Origin of the sequence: Desulfobaculum sp. SPO524, from assembly GCF_044987625.1 — a bacterium.
Taxonomy (GTDB): domain Bacteria; phylum Desulfobacterota; class Desulfovibrionia; order Desulfovibrionales; family Desulfovibrionaceae; genus Desulfobaculum.
In genome coordinates this window covers 440,947-460,444 of sequence record NZ_JBJDSB010000002.1, presented here as the reverse complement: position 1 = coordinate 460,444, position 19,498 = coordinate 440,947, and the positions used below count along the sequence as shown (strand labels likewise).

The window sequence follows — 19,498 nt, the reverse complement described above, 5'->3', positions numbered from 1 at the left end:
CAAAGGAATAACGTAGACCCTGTTCAGCAAATTCAAGATGTCGCGGCCATTACGCGTCAGGAGCGTGGCATGCAGATTACCAAGTTCGCCATACCGGAAATCATCTTCGGCAATGGCAGCATCAAATATCTGGCTCCCTGTGCGCATCGCCTTGGGGCGAAGCGGGTCTTTCTCGTCAGTGATGTGGGGCTGGAGACCTCGGGCTGGGTGGAGCGCATCCGCTCCATCCTTGAGGCCGACGGGCTGGAATGCATCATCTTTAGCGAGCTTACGGCCAACCCGCGCGACTGGCAGGTCCACAAAGGGGCCAAGGCCTACGAGGAATGCGGCGCGGACGTCATCATCGGCCTTGGCGGCGGCAGCCCCATCGACGCGGCCAAGGGCATCGCCACCATTGTCGGCAACGGCGGACGCATCCGCGACTACGAGGGCGCAAACCGCATCATGCGCCCCCTGCCGCCCATGATTTTCATCCCCTCCACCGCGGGCAGCGGCTCCGACGTCTCGCAGTACGCCATCATCACGGACACGGACCGGCAGGTGAAGATGTCCATCATCAGCCGCTCGCTGGTGCCCAATATCTCCATCATCGACCCGGACCTCTTGGTGACCAAAACGCGCGAGCTAATCGTCTCGTCCGCTGTGGACGCGCTGTCCCACGCCATTGAGTCCTATGTGTCGCGCCTTGCCTCGCCCTTTACGGAAACGCAGGCCCTGAACGCCATAGGCCTCATCGCCACCAACCTGCGGGCCGCAGCGGACGACAAGGACACCGAGGCGCTCAAGAATCTTTCCATCGCCAGCACCGCGGCGGGGATGTCGTTCAGCAACGCGGGGCTGGGCATTGGGCACGCCCTCGCCCACTCCCTTGGCGGACGCTATGACGTGGTGCACGGCATGGTGCACCCCATGCTGCTGCCGCCCATCATGCGCTTCAACATCCCAAGCTGTACGGAAAAGATGGCCACCATCGCCCAAACCATCAACGGCGTGCGCCTTGCCTCGGCCAAGAGCCTAGCCGAACAGGGCTGCGCCACGCTGGAGCACATGTTTGCCGAGCTGCGCATCCCCGTGCGCCTGCGCGACATTGTGCCCGATGAATCACGGCTGGAGCAGATATGCCGCATTGCCGTACAGGACGCCTGCGCCGTCACCAACCCCAGGCAGGCCACATGGCGCGACCTCTATGAAATCTGCGGGGAGGCGTGGTAATGCAGAATAACAAAACATCCCTGCACGATCTCATCGGCATAGAACACAGCAAGCTCAACTTCTTTCAGGAACTCCAACAAAGCATTGAGGATCTCAAGGCCATCAACCGCGAATCCGAAAACCAACGCCGCGAAATTGCCGCCATTCTCGACGGCATTACCGACGTGATGATGGTCCTGTCCGAGGATATGCGCATCATCTCCGTCAACCACGTCTTTGAGGAACTGTTCCCCGGCATCAACCCCATCGGCAAAACCTGCCACAGCATCTTCCGCAACAGTTCAAACCCCTGCCCGGAGTGCCCAGCCTTCCGCTCCCTGTCCACAAACTCCGTGTGCAAGGAGACCGCCATATTCCACATCGGCGACGGGAATATGCAGTTCGACATGGTGGCCTCGCCGCTCAAGAGCCCAACGCGCTCGGAGCACCGCATCCTCATCTTTAAGCGCGATGTCACCATGGAGAAGAAATACCAAGCCAAGTTCTACCAAGCCGAGAAGATGGCCACCATCGGCGTGCTGGCGGCGGGCGTGGCGCATGAAATCAACAACCCCCTCGCCGCGGTGGCCGGATTTGCCGAAGGCATCCAGCGCAGGCTGGCGCGCCTTGATGACAGCGTGCCCGAAGACCTCGCCGACGACCTGCGCGACTACACCAACACCATCCTCAAGGAATGCCTGCGCTGTCAGGAGATCGTCAAAACCCTGCTCACGTTCAGCCGTCCGGTGTCGTCGGACTTTGTGCCCGTGAATCTCAATCAGGTGGTGGGGGACACCATGAAGCTGCTGCACCATCAGTTCCGCAAACGCCGCTCCATCACCCTGACCACCGCCCTGGCAAGCACCCTGCCCCACGTCAGCGGCGACGAAGCCCAGCTCAAACAGGTGACGCTAAACCTTATGACCAACGCCATCGACGCCGTGGGCGACTGCGGCACCATTGGCGTGCAGACGGCCCGCCGCGGCGACCACGTGGAACTGCGCGTCTGCGATACCGGCTGCGGCATACCGCCGGAATCCAAAAACATGCTCTTTGAGCCGTTCTTCACCACCAAGCCCGTGGGGCGCGGCATCGGCATCGGCCTGTCCACCTGCTTCAATATCGTCCGCGAACACGGCGGGGATATTGTGGTGGACTCCACCGTCGGCAAAGGCTCCTCCTTCACCGTCAAGCTCCCACTTCATCAGGAATCGCACCATGCCTGAACCGTACAACGTCCTTGTGGTGGATGACGAAGAATCCATCCTCAAGCTGCTGAGTAAGGAACTCGCGAGCCCGGAACGCACCGTCCACACGGCGGACTGCGCGCACGCCGCGCGCGACGCCGTCCGCCGCCACCGCTTCGACGTCATTATCTCCGACATCCGCCTGCCCGATGGCGACGGGCTGGAGCTGCTTACCGAATTTAAAGACATGGAGCCGGACGCCGAGGTCATCCTCATCACCGGACATGGCAACATCGACAACGCCGTTGAGGCCATCCGCATCGGCGCGTACGACTACATCACCAAGCCTTTCCGGCTGGACCGCGTGGAGCTGGTGGTGGACCGCGCGTGGCAGCGCGCCTGCCTCCAGCGCGAGAACCGCAGCTACAAGCACACGCAAAAGACCACGTCATCCACGCAGATGGTGGGCAGCTCCGCCGCGGTGAAGCACATCCGCTACCTCATCGACAAAGTCGCCCCAACGGACGTCCCTGTGCTCATCACCGGCGAATCCGGCGCGGGCAAGGACGTGGTGGCGCGCTGCCTGCACGCCGCCAGCCAAAGGGCGGATAAGCCCCTCATCGTCAAAAACTGCGCCACCCTGCAAAAGGAACTCTCGCGCAGTGAGCTGTTTGGACACACCAAAGGCTCCTTCACCGGCGCAACGGACAACCGCGAAGGGCTGATGAACTTCGCCCACACCGGCACACTGTTCCTTGATGAAATCGGCGAACTGCCCATTGAGGTGCAGGCCTCCCTGCTGCGCGTTCTGGAGTCGCACACCTACCGCCGCGTGGGGGAAAAGGACGAGCGCACCGTAGACATCCGCTTCCTGTTCGCCACCAACCGCAACCTTGCGGATGAGGTTGAAGCCGGGCGCTTCCACGAGGCGCTCTTCCACCGCATTAATGTCTTCAACATCAGCCTGCCCACCCTGGGCGAGCGCCGTGAAGACGTACCCCTGCTCGTGGACTACTTCCTTGCCCAACTGGGCCGCCAAAAAGGACAGGGGGAGTACACGGTCAGCGAGCGCGCCATGCAAAGCCTGCTCTCTTACGACTGGCCGGGAAACATCCGAGAACTGCGCAACGTGCTGGAGCGCAGCATCATCCTGTCCGACAACGGCGTCATCACCCGCGCCTGTCTGCCACGCGAAATCTCCGACCAGCCCGCCAGCGGCCAAGCCGGGGGCGTATTGTCCCTTGAGCGCATGGAGCGCGAGCATATCGCCAAGGCGCTGGACTTCTACGGCGGCAACCGCCAACAGACCGCCAAGGCTCTAGGCATTGGCCGCAAGACCCTATACCGCAAAATCGAAAAGTTCGACCTGTAGGGCGCGGCGCGACGCCCATACCGCGCCGCCTCACCGCCCTGCCCCGCGCATTTCAAAACGCACCCTGCCCACCACCACAAAAAAGGACGACGCCCCGCGCCGTCCTTTTTCCGTATGCCTTCCGCAACCTTGCGCGTCCTCGCGCAACAAGGCCCGGCGCTATTTGACCCAACCCCGTCACAAAGCGGCGCAAACTGACACACCACCCCGGCAGATCCCGCCACATGCGCTTTTCCATAGACCCACATCCGCGAAAACACACCACTTTTGACCCGAGTGCGCACTCTGGCCCACCACCGTGGGACATTCTGCCCAGATGGTATTTTCTCTAAGCATTCGGAATATCACACTTTTCATTTTGGCCCGCTCTTTGCCTCTAGGGAAGCAACTCGCGAGTTCAAGCAGTACGGATTGCATGGCATCGCAAACACACAAGCTAAGGACGGTGTGAAATGGCAGTACGGGAAGAAGTGAACGGTTTCTTTATCCCCAGTGTTACTCTTGTAGGCATCGGCGCACACAAGGAAATCCCCGCCCGCATCACGGCTCTCGGCGGCAAGAAGCCCCTGCTCGTCACGGACAAGGGCATCACCAAGGTTGGCATCACCCAGCAGATTGTTGACCTGCTGAAGGAAAACGGCATGGACTGCGTCGTCTACGACGAAACCGTGCCGAACCCCACCGACAAGAACGTGCACGACGGCGTTAAGGTCTATGAGAAGAACGGCTGCGACTCCCTCATCACCCTGGGCGGCGGCAGCTCGCACGACTGTGGCAAGGGCATCGGCCTTGTCGTCTCCAACGGCGGCAAGATTCATGACTTTGAGGGCATCGACAAGTCCACCAAGCCCATGCCCCCCTACGTCGCCGTGAACACCACCGCAGGCACCGCGTCCGAAATGACCCGCTTCTGCATCATCACGGACACCTCCCGCAAGGTGAAGATGGCCATCGTGGACTGGCGCGTCACCCCCGGCATCGCGCTGGACGACCCCACCCTGATGATGGGCATGCCCCCGGCGCTTACCGCCGCCACTGGCATGGACGCCCTGACCCACGCCGTTGAGGCGTACGTGTCCACCATCGCCACCCCGCTCACCGACGCCTGCGCGGAAAAGGCCATCAAGCTCATCTTCACCTTCCTGCGCCGCGCCGTGGCAAACGGACAGGACATCGAAGCCCGCGAAGGCATGTGCTACGCCCAGTACCTCGCCGGTATGGCCTTCAACAACGCCAGCCTCGGCCACGTGCACGCCATGGCGCACCAGCTGGGCGGCTACTACGACCTGCCCCACGGCGAATGCAACGCCATCCTGCTGCCCCACGTTGAGCAGTTCAACCTCATCGCCTGTGTGGAACGCTTTGCCGAAATGGCCGAGTGGATGGGCGAAGACATCTCCGGCATGTCCAAGCGCGACGCCGCCGAACGCTGCCTGCACGCCATCCGCGTGCTGTCCGCCGACGTAGGCATCCCCGCCAACCTCACCGAGCTTGGCAAGCGCTACGGCAAGGACGTCCAGAAGAAGGACATCGCCACCATGGCCGACAACGCCCAGAAGGACGCCTGCGGTCTGACCAACCCCCGCTGCCCCACGGACGACGACGTCCGCCGCATCTACGAGCAGGCCCTGTAAAGACACCTCCTGCCGGTTCCCGATACGGCGGGAACCGGCGCTCTCATTGTGTCGGCGGGCGGCCAGCTCCCCCCTTTGGCCGCCCGCCCACCACCACAGCAAGCAGGATCGCACCATGGAACCCGTCAGAGTCAACGACACATACGACCGGGACTTCATCGACGAAGTCCAGCGAGAAAGCGGCCAAAACATCGCGCTGTGCTACCAGTGCGGCAAGTGTACGGCCGGATGCCCCGTGGGGTTCGCCTACGACATCCCGGTCAGCCAAATCATGCGCCTGTTGCAAAACGGCCAAAAAAAGCGCGTCCTCTCCTCCAGCGCCATCTGGCTGTGCGCCTCGTGCGAAACGTGCACCGCGCGCTGCCCCAATAATATCGACGTCGCCCACATCATGGACGTGCTGCGCAACATCGCCGGACGCGAGGGCGTGGTCTCCGAGCGCGACATCCGCAAGTTCTGGGAGTGCTTCCTTGAGTCCGTCGAAAAACACGGGCGCGTGTTCGAAGCAGGCCTTATGGCCTCGTGGAAAACGCGCACCGGGCGCTTTTTGTCCGACACGGACCTTGGCCCCGCCGTGCTTGCCAAGGGCAAAATTTCCTTCAAGCCGCACGACGTGCAGGGCCGTGAGGAAATCGCCAAGATATTCAAGCGCTACGCACAGGAGACGTCCAGATGAGCCGCTTCGCCTACTATCCCGGCTGTTCCGCAACGGGGACGTCCATCGAATACGACGCGTCCACCCGCGCCATTTGCGAGCAGCTCGGCATTGGCCTTCAGGAAATTCCCGGCTGGAGCTGCTGCGGGTCCACCCCCGCCCACGCCGTGGACCCGGTCCTCTCGGCGGCGCTGTCCGCCCGCAACATTATGCAGGCCGGCACCATGGGGCTGGACACCATCACCACCCCCTGCCCCAGCTGTCTCAAAAACCTGCGTTCCACCAGACAAAAACTGCAGGACGACGCCTTCCGCGCCAAGGTGGAACGCCTTGTGGACGGCGCCATCCCAACGGACATCCCCATCGTCTCGGTGCTGCAAATCATCTTTGAACACATCGGCGCGCAGGGCCTGAAGGACCGCACCACAAAGCCCCTGACCGGCCTGAAGCTCGCCCCCTATTACGGCTGCATGCTCAGCCGCCCCAAGGAGCTGATGAACTTCGGCGACCCGGAAAACCCCATGTCGCTGGACATACTCATGCCCGCCCTTGGCGCGGAGATTGTTCCCTTCCCGCTCAAGACGGAATGCTGCGGCGCGTCCCTTGGCGTAACGCGGCGCGGCGTGGTCACGCGGCTGTCCGGCCGCATCCTCGACGTGGCCGAATCCATGGGCGCGGACGCCATCGTCACCGCCTGCCCGCTGTGCCAGATGAATCTGGACATGCGCCAAGGCCAAATCAACCGCGACAACAACACCCGCCACAATATGCCGGTGTTCTACTATTCCCAGCTCATCGGGTTGGCCCTCGGCCTTGATGATGCCGCCCTCGGACTGGACAAGCTCTATGTCCCGCCCTTCAAGCTGCTGGACCGCATAGGTCCGAAGGCCGCAGACGCCAAGGCGACCGCCTAGGACACAGCGAGGAGAAAAACAGATGAGAATCGGAGTTTTCGTGTGCCACTGCGGCAGCAACATCGAAGGAACCGTGGAGACGGCCAAGGTTGCCGAGGCCGCGCGCCTGTTCCCCGATGTGGCCTACGCAACGGACACCCTCTACGCCTGCTCGGAACCGGGGCAGGAGGGCATCATACAGGCCGTGCACGACCATGCCCTTGACGGCGTTGTCGTGGCCTCCTGCACGCCGCGCATGCACGAGGCGACCTTCCGCAAGGCCGTCCAGCGCGCGGGGCTGAACCCCTACATGTTCGAAATGGCCAACATCCGCGAGCACGTCTCGTGGATTGGCAAGGACCGGGACGCCAACACCGCCAAAGCCACGGACCTTGTCCACATGGCCGTCGCCAAACTGCGAAACGACAGCCCGCTGTCCTCCTCGCAGTTTGACGTCACCAAGCGGGTCATGGTCATCGGCGGCGGCGTGGCGGGCATTCAGGCCGCGCTGGACTGCGCCGAGGCGGGCCTTGATGTGGTGCTTGTGGAGCGCACCCAGACCATCGGCGGCAAGATGGCCAAGCTGGATAAAACCTTCCCCACCGTGGACTGCTCCAGCTGTATCCTCGGCCCGCGCATGGTGGAAATCGCCCAACACCCGAACATCACCCTCCACGCCCTGTCCGAGGTGGAGCAGGTTGACGGCTACGTGGGCAACTTCACCGTCAAGGTGCGCCAAAAGGCGCGCTACGTGAACTGGGACGCGTGCACCGGCTGCGGCCTGTGTATGGAAAAGTGCCCGGCCAAAAAGACCGAGGACCCGTTCAACGAAGGCCTCGCCCCCACCACGGCCATCGGCATCCCCTTCCCACAGGCCATCCCCAAAAAGGCCGCCATCAACCCGGAATTCTGCATCAAGCTCACCAAGGACAAATGCGGCGCATGCGCCAAATTCTGTCCCACGGAAGCCATCGACTTTACCCAGCAGGACGAAATGGTCACCGAGCACGTGGGCGCCATCATCACGGCCACGGGCTATGACCTCTTCGACCACACGCGCTACGGCGAGTACGGCGGCGGCCGCTATCCGGACGTTGTCACCTCCCTGCAATTCGAGCGCATGCTGTCCGCCTCCGGCCCGACGGGCGGGCACATCAAGCGCCCCTCAGACGGCAAGGAGCCACGGGATATTGTGTTCATCCAGTGCGTCGGCTCGCGCGATAAGTCCGTGGACCGGCCCTACTGTTCGGGCTTTTGCTGCATGTACACGGCCAAGCAGACCATCCTAGCCAAGGACCACCTGCCGGACTCCCAGTCCTACGTCTTCTATATGGACATCCGCGCTCCCGGAAAGAGCTACGACGAGTTCGTCCGCCGCGCGCAGGAGGAATACGGCGCGCGCTACATCCGTGGCCGCGTGTCCATGATTTACCCCTCCGGGGACCGGCTCATCGTGCGCGGGGCGGATACGCTCATGGGCACGCAGGTTGAGGTTGAGGCCGACCTTGTGGTGCTGGCCGTCGGGGCCGAGGCCGCCAAGGGCGCGCCGGACCTCGCGGAAAAACTGCGCATCTCTTACGACCATTACGGCTTCTACATGGAAGGGCACCCCAAGCTCAAACCCGTGGAAACCAACACCGCCGGTGTCTTTTTGGCCGGGTCCTGTCAGGGACCGAAGGATATCCCCTCTTCCGTGGCGCAGGGCAGCGCCGCCGCCTGCAAGGTGGTGGGCCTGCTCTCCAAGGACAAACTGGAGAGCGACCCGCAGGTTTCGCTGGTGTCCATGTCCCGCTGTGTGGGTTGCGGCAAATGCGAATCCACCTGCCCCTTCGGCGCCATTGAAATGACGGACTTCCGCGGCCAGACCAAGGCCTCAGTCATTGAAACGGTGTGTCAGGGCTGCGGCATCTGCACCTCTACCTGCCCGCAAGGAGCCATCCAGCTCCAGCACTTCACAGACAACCAGATACTCGCCGAGGTCAATGCGTTATGCCAGTTCTAAACGGCAAGGAACTGCGGATCATAGGCTTTTTGTGCAACTGGTGCTCCTACGGGGGCGCGGACACCGCCGGTGTTGGCCGCTTTAGCCAGCCAACGGACCTGCGCGTCATCCGCGTGCCCTGCTCCGGACGCATGAATCCGCTGTTCGTGGTCAAGGCGCTGCTCAGCGGCGCTGACGGGGTGCTGGTCTCCGGCTGCCACCCCAACGACTGCCACTACTCCAAAGGCAACTTCTACGCCCGCAGGCGGCTGGAAGCGCTGAAGTCCTTCCTGCCCATCATCGGCATTGCGCCCGGACGCTTTGAGTACACATGGGTTTCGGCCTCCGAGGGCCAGCGCTGGCAGCAGGTGGTTACCACCTTCACCGAGCAGATTCACGCCCTTGGCCCCATTCCGACCTTCTCCCCCGGCGAGGCGGGTGCGGAGCTTGCCCGCTTCCAAGCCGCCACTCAGGCGCAGATGCCCGTCCACGCAGAAAAGGAGCCGCACAGTGTCTAAGCTCGATACCCTCAAGGACGCCATCCGCGAAGCCCTGCCCCGGCTGGATGTCATGCTGGCGTGGGGCACGGGGCCGGACGCCCTGCACGCCGCGCCCCTGTTCATCCGCACGGAGGCCGATCTGGACCGCATGGTCCTTGGCCCCACGTGCGTGCACAACCTTGCCCGCTACCTCACGGACCTGCGCGGGCAAAAGGTAGGCATCGTCGCCAAGGGCTGCGACAGCCGCACCATTAAGGTAGGCATCGTCGCCAAGGGCTGCGACAGCCGCACCATTGTGGAACTCATTCAGGAAAATCTCATCGACCGCGACGAGATTACGGTCTTCGGCCTCAGCTGTAGCGGTGTGGTCAGCCCGGCGGAGGTGCTGCGCCTTGCCGGATGCGGCCACGCGGACGCCATCAGCATGGACGGGGACAACGTCACCGTCACCTGCGGCGCAGAGACCCACGTTTTGCGGCGCGAGCAGGTGCTGGCGGAAAAGTGCCGCTCCTGCGCCTATCCGGACGCCCTGCTGGCCGACAAATTCATCGGGGAACGCAGCGGCGCGGTGGACGCCCCGCTCACGCCCGGACGCACCCTCGCCATGCTTGAAGACATGGACGAGCCAGCGCGCTTCGCCTTTTGGGAGGAGCAGATGTCGCGGTGCATCCGGTGCTACGCCTGCCGCAATGCCTGCCCGCTGTGCGTCTGCCGCGACCAATGCGCCGCCCAAACGCGCGACCCGCACTGGGTTACGCAGGAGGACCACCCACGCGAGAAACTGATGTTCCAAATCATGCACACCCTGCATACGGCGGGGCGGTGTACGGAATGCGGCGAGTGCGAACGCGCCTGCCCCATGGACATTCCCATCCTTGCCCTGCGCCAAAAGATGAACCGCGAAATCAACCGGCTCTTTGACTACGCGGCGGGGACGGATACCACCGCCACACCACCGCTGCTCGATTTCCGCGAAGAAGAACCCACAATCAAGGAAAGGAGCTGGTAATGCCGACGCCCAAGTTCCTTGCCACGGAGAACCTTCTGCCGTGGCTGACCCGGCAGGCCGCAGACCGCCGCGTTCTGGCTCCGGTCCGGGAGGGGGAGGCCGTTGTGTTCCGCCCCTTTGCCTCGGGCAGAACCCTGTGCCTTGACCAGCCCGCCACAGTTTCGCCCAAGACGGCGCTCATCCCGCCCAGCGAAACCCTTATGGCCTACCGCTACGTCAAGGACCCGGAAAACCCTGACAAGGTGGTGCTGGACGTGCACGAAACCCTGCACACCACGCCAACGCTCCTGTTTGGCGTGCGCCCCTGCGACGCACGCGGCGCGGCCGTTATCGACCGCGTTTTTGCGGATCCGGAAAATCCGGACAAATACTACACCGCGCGGCGCGACACCACCGTGGTGGCCAGCATCGCCTGCACTACCCCCGCGCCCACATGCTTCTGCCACTGGACCGGCGGCGACCCGGCAGGCTCCGAGGGGTCGGACATCCTGCTCACACCCGTCACCGGCGGCTACCTTGCCCTCGCCCTCACCCCGCGCGGTGAGCCGTTCCTTGAGGACGAGCACTTCACCGCGCCGCCCGAAAGCGCGCAGGACGAGGCCGAAGCCGCCCACGCCGCCGCGCGCGAGGCCCTTGGTGAAGCCACGGACCTGACGGGCGCGCCCGAGCACATCGCGGCGCTGTTTGACCACACCGACCTGTGGCAACAGGTTTCCGACAAGTGCCTCAGTTGCGGGGTGTGCTCCTATGTGTGCCCCACCTGCTACTGCTTCAACATCACCGACGAGCCAAAAGGCTCCACTGGTACACGCGTTCGCTCGTGGGACAACTGCATGTCCGCCCTGTTTACGCTGGAAGGAAGCGGCCATAACCCGCGCGCGGACAAGAGCCAGCGCTTCCGCAACCGGGTGGGGCACAAGTTCGCCTACTACCCGCAAAGCCACGGCGGCGAAATCGCCTGCGTGGGCTGCGGGCGGTGCATCCGCAGTTGCCCCGTTTCCATGGACATACGCGAAGTGCTGTGCGGCGTGCTCGCCCATGAGCCGCACACCGAGACGGAGGCGCAATCATGACCCATATGCCACAAAAGAATATGGCTAACCTCTACCTGCCGGACATGGCGACCATTCACGAGGTCATCGACGAAACGCCAAACATCAAAACCTTCCGCGTCACCCTCAACAATGAGGACCGCATGAAGGCCTTCACCTTCGAACCGGGGCAGGTCGGCCAGTTGTCGGTGTTTGGCGTGGGCGAGGCAACCTTTGTCATCAACTCCTCACCAACGCGCATGGACTATCTGCAATTCTCCGTGATGCGCGTTGGGGAGCTGACGGGCAAGCTCCACCAGCTACGCGCCGGCGACCAGATCGGCGTGCGCGCGCCCCTTGGCAACTGCTTTCCCTATGAGGACATGAAGGGCAAGGACATCGTCTTCGTCGGCGGCGGCATCGGCATGGCGCCCCTGCGCACCCTGCTCCTGTACATGCTGGACAACCGCGACGACTACGGCGACATCACCCTGCTGTACGGCGCGCGCAGCCCGCAGGACATGGCCTACCAGTACGAGCTGCCAAACTGGCTGGAGCGCAGCGACCTCAACACCATCCTGACCATCGACAACGAGGCACCGGGCTGGGAGCACGAAGTGGGGCTTATCCCCAACGTCCTGCAGGACAAAGTCCACCCCGACCCGGCGCGCACCATCGCCGTCACCTGCGGGCCACCCATCATGATTAAATTCACGCTGCAAGCGCTGAAAAAGATGGGCTTTGCCGATGAAAACATCATCACCACGCTGGAAAAGCGCATGAAATGCGGCGTCGGCCTGTGCGGACGGTGCAATATCGGTTCAAAATACGTCTGCAAGGACGGCCCGGTCTTCTCCTATGCGGAACTGAAGACCCTGCCAGCAGACCTGTAGAAATGGGGGTCACGCGCGGCGGGTACGCATGGCCGCCGCGCGATTGGCATAGTAGGTGCGACTTCCGGTCCGCGGACGGCGGGGAGAATGAGGACTCGCCCCGCCGTTCGCCCGGAAGTCGGACAGGGACACCGCGCCCTACGGCGCGCAAAGGAAAACGCCATGTTCTACGCCGATGAAGGCACGTTCGACACGCCCAGTTGGTACATATCCGGCCCCCATCCCGGCGACGCCGCCACGCAAAACGGCTTCACGCCGGACGAGAACCGCTTCCTGCGCATCACGCCCGCCTGCATTATGGCCTCCAGTCTGTTTCGCGCGGTGTGGGGCGGGCGCAGGCCGCATATGCACTGCCATCAGTTGGACATGCCAACGGCCACGCGCCGCTTCACCTTCACTGGCGAACGTTTCGATCAATTTGATCTGGACGTGCTGACGGCGTGCCTTGCCGCCGGAGACAGCGAATCCGGCGATGGTATCGTCCGCGTGCACATGCCGGACATCCTCGCCACCCTTGACCTGCGCAGCCGTCAGGACAACCGCCGCCGCGTGCACGCCAGCCTTTCACGGCTGGAGCATGCCCGCCTCACCCTTGAGGACGCGCGCTACCGTATTTCCTTTCAAATGATGCAGAGCCTGCTGTATGACCGGGTGGATGACACCTGCATCGCCCGCGTGCACCCCGCCGTGGCGAACGCCTTTCACAACAGACCCGCCCTGCGCATGTTCCTGCGCGAGCGGGTCTTGCTGGCGCCCCACGGGCTGGCGAGATGGCTCCATGCCGCCCTTTGGGCCTGTGGCGGAAGCTGCAGCATTGCGCGCGACCGCCTGCTTGGTCTGTGCGCCGTCCCCGGTGAGGAGGCGCGCCTTGATGTGGAGCTGGACGCGGCGCTCTCCCATCTCGCCGACGTCCACTTGCTCCATGAATTTCATGACCGGGGCCGCGTGCTTGTCATCAAAGGCAACCGGCACGGAGCACAGCGCTCCCGCACGGCCTTTTTTCCGGCCCCGCCCCCTCAGTGAGACACACCGTCCTTCAGGTCAAAAACAAACTTGTCCTCAACCGGGGCGTTCTCATAGTCCGTCCACCTCAGGTCGATCTTTTCAGCCATCAGCCAGCGGATCACTTCCGCGTGGCTCTGCGGGATACCCGGGTACTCGACAACTTTCGTAATCACCTCGTTAAACACCGTGATTTCGACTGCTATCTTCATCCTGTCCCCCTGGTGAAGCTTGTGCCGCGCGCCCTCGCCAGCGCGCGGCGGACGTATCGACTCCCATCAAGGGTAACGCAATTCGCGGCTGTTCGAAATCCGAAATACACCGATGGGACAAGGCTTTTCCCACGCTCAACACATTTTGGAGCAAAAGCTGAACAATTCCGGCCGCCCCGTTGCGGCAGAAATCTGCGCCCCTTCCCTGCTGGGGCAGCACGCAAAAAGGGCCGGGAGGATATATCCTCCCGGCCCTTTGGTATGGCGGTATGGCGCGGGCAACTTAGCTGCACTCTCCGTTTCCATCGCCGTTGCCGTTTTTCTCGGCCAGCTCATGGATTTCGTCGAGGGTTTTGCCGCGCGTGGTGGCAAGGCGTTGCCACTTTTTCTTTTCCTTTTTCAGCGCCTCCACGGTCTGCAACAGGTCGCGAATGGTATGCGCGGGGTAGCCGTGCTTGGCGTACTGCCCCTTTCGCAATTCTTCATCGTTACGCTGCCGGAGGGCGCGCAACTGCTGCGCACTGAGTATCATGCATGAACTCCTGTGAAAACGCTCTCGAAAAGGCCGCTGCTCTCGCCCGTGCTAGGCGCTGCACTCGCAACCGCAGAAGGACTCCATAGCGTATTCCTTGCGGTCGCGGTACTCTTCCTGCTTGCCCTTGTTCCAGCGGTTCACGGGGCGGTAGTAGCCCACAACGCGGGTGTAGACTTCCGTATCCTCACCGCAGGTGGGGCAGGAGAAGTGCTCGCCGAAGATGTAGCCGTGCTCCTTGCACACCGAGAAGGTGGGCGTCACCGAGATATACGGAATCTTGGTGTTGGACATGGCGCGGATGAGGTAGCTCTTCACGCTTTCCTCGGAGGGCGCGGCCTCGCCGAGGAAGGTATGGAACACGGTGCCGCCGTTATACACGGTCTGCAGCTCGTTCTGGTGCTCCAGCGCGGTCACCACGTCGGAGGTGATGCCTACGGGCAGCAGCGTGGAGTTGGTGTAGTACGGCACATCCTGACCGGAGGTCTTGATGTCTTCGTACAGGTCCTTGTCGATTTTTGCCAGACGGTAGCAGGTGCCTTCGCCGGGGGTGGCCTCAAGGTTGTAGAGGTTGCCCGTCTCTTCCTGGAAGTCCACGATGAGCTGACGCAGGTGCTTCAGCGTACGGCGCATCAGGCGCAGACCGGCTTCGCTCTCGATGCCCTTGCCAAGAAGGTTCAAGCAGGCCTCGTGGCCGCCAATAACGCCGATGGTGGAGAAGTGGCCCTTGTAGCCATTCTTCAGGTAGCGGCGCGAGAACGGGAACATGCCCGCCTCAAGGTTCTGGGTGACGAGCTTGCGCTTGTACTCCAGAGAGTCCTTGGCAAGGCTGGCGTACTCGGCCACGAGGTCGAGGAAGTCTTCCTCGTTGTGGGCCAGATAGGCCAGCTTGGGCAGGTTCAGGGTGACGACGCCGATGGAACCGGTCAGGTCGCCGGCGCCGAACAGGCCACCGGTCTTCTTGCGGATTTCGCGCAGGTCCATCTGCAGGCGGCAGCACATGGAACGCACGTCCTCGGGGTTCAGGTCCGAGTTGATGAAGTTCTGGAAGTACGGCGCGCCGTAGCGGGAGGTCATCTTCAGCAGCAGCTTGCCGGACTCGGAATCCCACGGAAAGTCGGAGGTGACGTTGTACGTGGGCACCGGGAAGGAGAAGATGCGGCCGTCGGCGTCGCCCTCAAGCATCACTTCAAGGAACGCGCGGTTGATCATTTCCATTTCCTCGGCGTATTCGCCGTAGGTGGAATCCATCAGCTTGCCGCCGATGATCACGGCCTCTTTGGCCATGTGCTTGGGCGGCACGAAGTCGAAGGTAAAGTTGGTGAACGGGCTCTGGCCGCCCCAACGCGAGGTGGTGTTCAGATTGTGGAGCAGCTTCTGCATCTGCTGCTTCACATCGTGGTAGCTGAGGCCGTCCTCACGCACGAAGGGGGCGAGGTAGGTGTCCACGTTGTTGAACGCCTGCGCGCCGGCCCACTCGTTCTGCAGCGTGCCGAGGAAGTTGACAATCTGTCCGCACACGGCGTCAAAGTGCTTGGGCGGCGTGGAGGAGCAGCGGCCAGAGAGGTTAAAGCCTTCCAGCAGGAGGTCCCTCAGGCTCCAGCCGGAGCAATAGCCCGCAAGGCCGAAGGACAGGTCATGCAGGTGGAAATAGCCGTGGTTGTGGGCCTGCCGGACTTCTTCCGGGTACTTTTCCAGCACGTACCGGGCCTGAACGGAACCGGCCATGTGCAGGATGAGTCCCTGGAAGGAATGCACCATATTGGAGTTCTCGTTCACGCGCCAGTCGGAGCGGTCCAGATAGCTTTCGATCATCTTGGAGATGTCGATGTAAGCCTGATTCTGGTTGCGCATCTCGCGCCGCTTTTCGCGGTAGATGATGTAGCGCTCGGCCACGGAGTAGAGGCGGGCTTCCATCAGCACCAGCTGCACAGTGTCCTGAACGTATTCCTGCTCCGGAACGTCCACGCCTTCGGCGTCGATATGCTCGGCAACCTTGCGGGCAAGGCGCTTGCCAAGGAGCGGGTCCTTGATGCCGCTGGAATTGAGAGCCTTCAAGATGGCGCCGGCAATGCGCTCCGTGGACCAGGTTTCAAGACAACCGTCGCGTTTGAGAATCTGTTTCGGCATCGGGTCTCCGCTGACGGCACAAAGCGCCGGATCGCACACGACAAAACACATGCGACCACGATACTGCTTCAAGCCGTCGTGCCATGATTTTTACCCTGCGGCCCAAGATTTGCCGCGGGAGGGTTCGGGGGATGTATTTCTTGCCCGCCGTGGTATCCGCGTACCCCGGACGGTCAGAAACGCTTCAGGCAGGATGACTGGCTTTCCCCTCTCCGGCGCGCCGCAAAGGCACTGCCGTGAAATGCTTGGGAATACAGCGGCGGGACCGCTCCGGACTCGCACCGGATTTCCTTGGTTGCCCTGTGGGCACCTGAAGTTCACTGCGTAATGAGTGAGCGGTACCTAGCAAAAACGTATGGGGCACTCAAGGCCGAATACTGCCAAATACTGCCCAAATTCAGGGAAAATCATCAGCCCTCCACAGGGGCGAAACCCCTGCCTGGTACGGCTGACAGCGAGATGACACTCGCACCCCGCAGGATTGGCGGGCGCAATTTCCTTCAAAAAACGCCCCCGCCCATTTTCCCGAAAATTCCGCCCCATACTGAAGTGGGAATAGCGCCGCCAGCAGGGACTATTTGCGGATATCTATCCAGTGCCCATATCCGGGCTGACGCATGATGAGATACGTCTCTACGCCCGCGGCCTCCAGTATGCCGCGTAGCACATCGGGGTCGCGCCAGCGCATGCGCTCATCGTCGCTGTCCTCACGCGCCCACGCCGGGCGCATCTTCTCCACGGCCTCTTGGGGCTGGTCCCGGCTAAAGCCGCAGCCGATGAATGTGCGCCCATCAGGACGCAGCACGCGGTGCACCTCCGCAAGGACGCGGCTCCGGTCCGCCCAGAAGGGGATGGACCCGCGGCTGATGACAAAGTCCACACTCCCCGCCGCCAACGGCAACGCATGCACATCCACCGCCACAAGGGACAGGCGCTGGGAAGTCACGCCGTGCCGCTGACCATTTTCGCGGGCCAGACCAAGCGCCCCGGCGTTGTTGTCCACGCCCACAAAGCGCATGCGCGTCAGTTTTGCCATCTCAATGGCAAGGGCCGCGCCGCCGGTGCCAAGGTCGAGGCACAGGCCCTGCGTCAGTTCAAAATCCGCCACAACCTGCCGCGCAAGGCGCGGATACTCCGCCGCAAAACGGTGGGATTCATCGTAGCGGTAGAACGACATATCGCGGGGTGCGGGCATGACTCCTCCTTGCGCCAAAGCGTTTGGAAAGCTCAATCATTACGCTACGCTTCCCTGCGCCTTCGCACAAGTGGGCAACAGAATTTGGAGGTGTTTCCCGCGCTGGCCCGGCATGCGGCGTTTTCCTCGGAATGACGCACAGGATGCCGCGCGGCGCACCCGCGCGCTGTACGTGGCGCCCCGCCCTCTCGGCCCGCCACCGCCCTCTGGAGCGGCGGTGGTGAAGGACGCCACCTTGCCTCAAGAGCGGACAAAAAAGGCCTAGATACTCCTCGCGTACCGGAACGGAATTGTCGTCGAGCGCCGACTGTCTCCCCCCACAGCGGGTGGAACTTTCGCTCTGGCGCGTCAGGCGCATCGCCCCTCGGGCCGAAAGCCCAAAAAAAGAGGGCGACATCGCTGTCGCCCTCCCAAATGCCTTATATGGCACCTACCGCTTCGCGGTTTAGAACGGCACATCATCCATGCCGGATGCCTCGGACGGGAATGCCGGGCCGAGGTCTTCAGCAGGCTGCTGCTGTTGCTGCTGCGGCTGCTGTTGCTGGCCGCCCCACTGCTGGGACTGCTGCTGCGGCTGAGCCTGCTGCTGGCGCGGAGCGTCGTAGCCGCCCTGCTGCTGCGTATTCCGGGAGTCCAGGAACTGCACGCGCTGGGCCTTGACTTCGGTGCTGTAGCGGTCATTGCCGTCCTGACCCTGCCACTTGCGCGTCTGCAGGCTGCCCTCAACGTACACGAGGCTGCCCTTGCGCAGGTAGTTGGCGCAGGGTTCGGCCTGACGGCCAAAGACGACGACGGAATGCCACTCGGCTTTGTCCACGCGCTCGCCCTGCTGGTTGGTGTAGGACTCGTCCGTTGCCATACGCATGTTCACGATGGGCTGGCCGGCCTGCGTGTAGCGCAGCTCGGGGTCACGACCAAGACGGCCGATAAGCATTACCTTGTTCAAAGAAGCCATGAGACTCTCCCGATTTCGTTTTCGTTTCTATCCCCGGCTATTTGGGTGCCGGAGCTTTCTCTTCCAGTGCGTCCAGGGCGTCTTCCAGCCGCACGCTGATGGCGTTAGCTTCCCCGGGATTCCAGTCGCCGAGGGCGGCGTCCAGATTGGCGACGAGGCCAAGGGCCGTATCCAGCCCCTCTCGCAACGTCGCCTTCAGTTCCTTGTCTTTAAGGCCAAAACGCACCTGGTCGTCAAGGGCTGTGACCAATTCCACAACCCCAGGCTGGCCGCCTCCGGCGGTCACCGGAGCGTCCGTTTCCGGCCATGCAATGGCAAAAAGTCTGGGCCACGCACGTTTTACGTCGTCCGGATACGGCGTGGAAGCCGAAACACGAATCTGAAGAATTTTGCCCACGGCGTCTCCTAGTTATGTTCTTCCCACTCACCCTGCACGCGGTTGACCACGTCCTGAATGACGGGGAGCAGGTCCTCGGGGCACACACCGATGAGCGGCGCGCCCGCGGGGACGGATTCGTTGTGCTTAAAGTACAGCGCGTAGATAAGGCCTTCCGGACCGCTGTACGGCAACGGCGCCTCACGCTTCATGCGCGACATGATGAACAGGTCCATGCCTTCGCGCACGCGCACGCTCTTGCAGCCCGAGGCCTTGACCTTGGTATCCACATCCGGGGTGAAGTAGTACTTGGCCTGCTCCGGGGCGTGGAACAGGTGCAGCGTCTTCTTGAGAATAGCGGCGATGACTTCTTCCTTGGTCAGGTAGTGGCGCAGGGTACACAGCAGCGTCCCCTCCTCCACAAACTGCCCGGAGTGCTCAAGGCATACGGCGTCCACCTCGCCCTTGAGGGGGGCGTGGATGGGCTTTTTGGTATTTTCACGCTCAAGGTAGGCGAGCAGCGTTCCCGGCTTCTCATCCCACGTTCCGGACACGCCGGAAACCTGGGTGGCTGTCTCGGTCACTACGTACTCGACCACTCCGGTATGCGGTGCTCTGACCTCCACCATCTCATAGGGGGAGGCTTTCATTTCTTCCAGAAGAGCCTTGACGTCTGTCACGAGAGTGTCCTCTTGCGGTTCGTATGACGTTGACCGGAGCGGAAGCAGCGGGCCGCTTCCGCTCCGAGAG

Annotated in this window: 19 protein-coding genes and 1 riboswitch; of the genes, 12 read left to right on the top strand and 7 right to left on the bottom strand. The window is 62.5% G+C overall.

All coding sequences use genetic code 11. The annotated features are described in order from the left end of the window. The first annotated feature begins 69 nt into the window (after window positions 1–69). The 12 genes from ACI3L3_RS07715 (at window position 70) to ACI3L3_RS07660 (ending at window position 13,369) form a co-directional block, all read left to right on the top strand. Window positions 70–1,212: an iron-containing alcohol dehydrogenase gene (locus ACI3L3_RS07715; protein ID WP_404844529.1), complete on the top strand. Its 1,143-nt coding sequence runs from the start codon at window positions 70–72 to the stop codon at window positions 1,210–1,212. Beyond that, complete coding sequence (locus tag ACI3L3_RS07710) at window positions 1,212–2,417, top strand: nitrogen regulation protein NR(II) (protein WP_404844528.1); 1,206 nt, start codon at window positions 1,212–1,214, stop codon at window positions 2,415–2,417. Before ACI3L3_RS07715 ends, ACI3L3_RS07710 begins: the two co-directional genes overlap by 1 nt. After that, window positions 2,410–3,750, top strand: coding sequence for a sigma-54-dependent transcriptional regulator (locus tag ACI3L3_RS07705; RefSeq protein ID WP_404844527.1), 1,341 nt, complete (start codon window positions 2,410–2,412; stop codon window positions 3,748–3,750). The genes ACI3L3_RS07710 and ACI3L3_RS07705 overlap by 8 nt, the downstream gene beginning before the upstream one ends. 452 nt (window positions 3,751–4,202) lie before the next feature. After that, the gene (locus ACI3L3_RS07700) at window positions 4,203–5,384 is read left to right on the top strand and encodes an iron-containing alcohol dehydrogenase (protein WP_404844526.1); all 1,182 of its coding nucleotides are present in this window, start codon (window positions 4,203–4,205) and stop codon (window positions 5,382–5,384) included. 115 nt (window positions 5,385–5,499) lie between these two features. Next, entirely contained in the window at window positions 5,500–6,060 is a 561-nt protein-coding gene (locus ACI3L3_RS07695) for a 4Fe-4S dicluster domain-containing protein (protein WP_404844525.1), read from the top strand. Beyond that, window positions 6,057–6,953: a CoB--CoM heterodisulfide reductase iron-sulfur subunit B family protein gene (locus ACI3L3_RS07690; protein ID WP_404844524.1), complete on the top strand. Its 897-nt coding sequence runs from the start codon at window positions 6,057–6,059 to the stop codon at window positions 6,951–6,953. The genes ACI3L3_RS07695 and ACI3L3_RS07690 overlap by 4 nt, the downstream gene beginning before the upstream one ends. A gap of 22 nt (window positions 6,954–6,975) precedes the next feature. Continuing rightward, window positions 6,976–8,934 (top strand): 4Fe-4S binding protein, encoded by a 1,959-nt coding sequence (locus ACI3L3_RS07685; protein WP_404844523.1) that lies wholly within the window; start codon window positions 6,976–6,978, stop codon window positions 8,932–8,934. Beyond that, complete coding sequence (locus tag ACI3L3_RS07680) at window positions 8,922–9,431, top strand: hydrogenase iron-sulfur subunit (RefSeq protein WP_404844522.1); 510 nt, start codon at window positions 8,922–8,924, stop codon at window positions 9,429–9,431. The genes ACI3L3_RS07685 and ACI3L3_RS07680 overlap by 13 nt, the downstream gene beginning before the upstream one ends. Further along, window positions 9,424–10,422: a 4Fe-4S dicluster domain-containing protein gene (locus ACI3L3_RS07675; RefSeq protein ID WP_404844521.1), complete on the top strand. Its 999-nt coding sequence runs from the start codon at window positions 9,424–9,426 to the stop codon at window positions 10,420–10,422. The genes ACI3L3_RS07680 and ACI3L3_RS07675 overlap by 8 nt, the downstream gene beginning before the upstream one ends. Beyond that, window positions 10,422–11,495 (top strand): 4Fe-4S dicluster domain-containing protein, encoded by a 1,074-nt coding sequence (locus ACI3L3_RS07670; protein WP_404844520.1) that lies wholly within the window; start codon window positions 10,422–10,424, stop codon window positions 11,493–11,495. Before ACI3L3_RS07675 ends, ACI3L3_RS07670 begins: the two co-directional genes overlap by 1 nt. Beyond that, a complete protein-coding gene (locus ACI3L3_RS07665; RefSeq protein WP_404844519.1) occupies window positions 11,492–12,346 on the top strand; it encodes an FAD/NAD(P)-binding protein in 855 nt (284 codons plus the stop codon). The genes ACI3L3_RS07670 and ACI3L3_RS07665 overlap by 4 nt, the downstream gene beginning before the upstream one ends. Before the next feature lie 162 nt (window positions 12,347–12,508). Then, complete coding sequence (locus ACI3L3_RS07660) at window positions 12,509–13,369, top strand: hypothetical protein (protein ID WP_404844518.1); 861 nt, start codon at window positions 12,509–12,511, stop codon at window positions 13,367–13,369. On the opposite strand, the gene ACI3L3_RS07655 is transcribed toward ACI3L3_RS07660, so the two are convergent. The 7 genes from ACI3L3_RS07655 to ACI3L3_RS07625 all read right to left on the bottom strand — a co-directional run bounded on the left by ACI3L3_RS07655 (window position 13,363) and on the right by ACI3L3_RS07625 (window position 19,428). Beyond that, on the bottom strand, window positions 13,363–13,560 hold the full coding sequence (locus ACI3L3_RS07655) for a hypothetical protein (RefSeq protein WP_404844517.1): 198 nt from the start codon (window positions 13,558–13,560) through the stop codon (window positions 13,363–13,365). The two genes, ACI3L3_RS07660 and ACI3L3_RS07655, sit on opposite strands and share 7 nt — an antisense overlap. 283 nt (window positions 13,561–13,843) lie before the next feature. Then, window positions 13,844–14,092 (bottom strand): hypothetical protein, encoded by a 249-nt coding sequence (locus ACI3L3_RS07650; protein ID WP_404844516.1) that lies wholly within the window; start codon window positions 14,090–14,092, stop codon window positions 13,844–13,846. 51 nt (window positions 14,093–14,143) lie between these two features. Beyond that, window positions 14,144–16,222, bottom strand: a complete 2,079-nt coding sequence (locus tag ACI3L3_RS07645) for a ribonucleoside triphosphate reductase (RefSeq protein ID WP_404844515.1) — start codon at window positions 16,220–16,222, stop codon at window positions 14,144–14,146. A 169-nt stretch (window positions 16,223–16,391) separates the two neighbouring features. Next, window positions 16,392–16,551, bottom strand: a riboswitch (cobalamin riboswitch). A 245-nt stretch (window positions 16,552–16,796) separates the two neighbouring features. Further along, window positions 16,797–17,417, bottom strand: coding sequence for a class I SAM-dependent methyltransferase (locus ACI3L3_RS07640; protein ID WP_404844514.1), 621 nt, complete (start codon window positions 17,415–17,417; stop codon window positions 16,797–16,799). A 445-nt stretch (window positions 17,418–17,862) separates the two neighbouring features. Continuing rightward, window positions 17,863–18,372, bottom strand: coding sequence for a single-stranded DNA-binding protein (locus ACI3L3_RS07635; RefSeq protein ID WP_404844513.1), 510 nt, complete (start codon window positions 18,370–18,372; stop codon window positions 17,863–17,865). Window positions 18,373–18,409: 37 nt separating this feature from the next. Beyond that, window positions 18,410–18,769 (bottom strand): hypothetical protein, encoded by a 360-nt coding sequence (locus tag ACI3L3_RS07630; protein WP_404844512.1) that lies wholly within the window; start codon window positions 18,767–18,769, stop codon window positions 18,410–18,412. Window positions 18,770–18,777: 8 nt separating this feature from the next. Beyond that, window positions 18,778–19,428, bottom strand: a complete 651-nt coding sequence (locus ACI3L3_RS07625; protein ID WP_404844511.1) for a biotin attachment protein — start codon at window positions 19,426–19,428, stop codon at window positions 18,778–18,780. Window positions 19,429–19,498 lie beyond the last annotated feature (70 nt).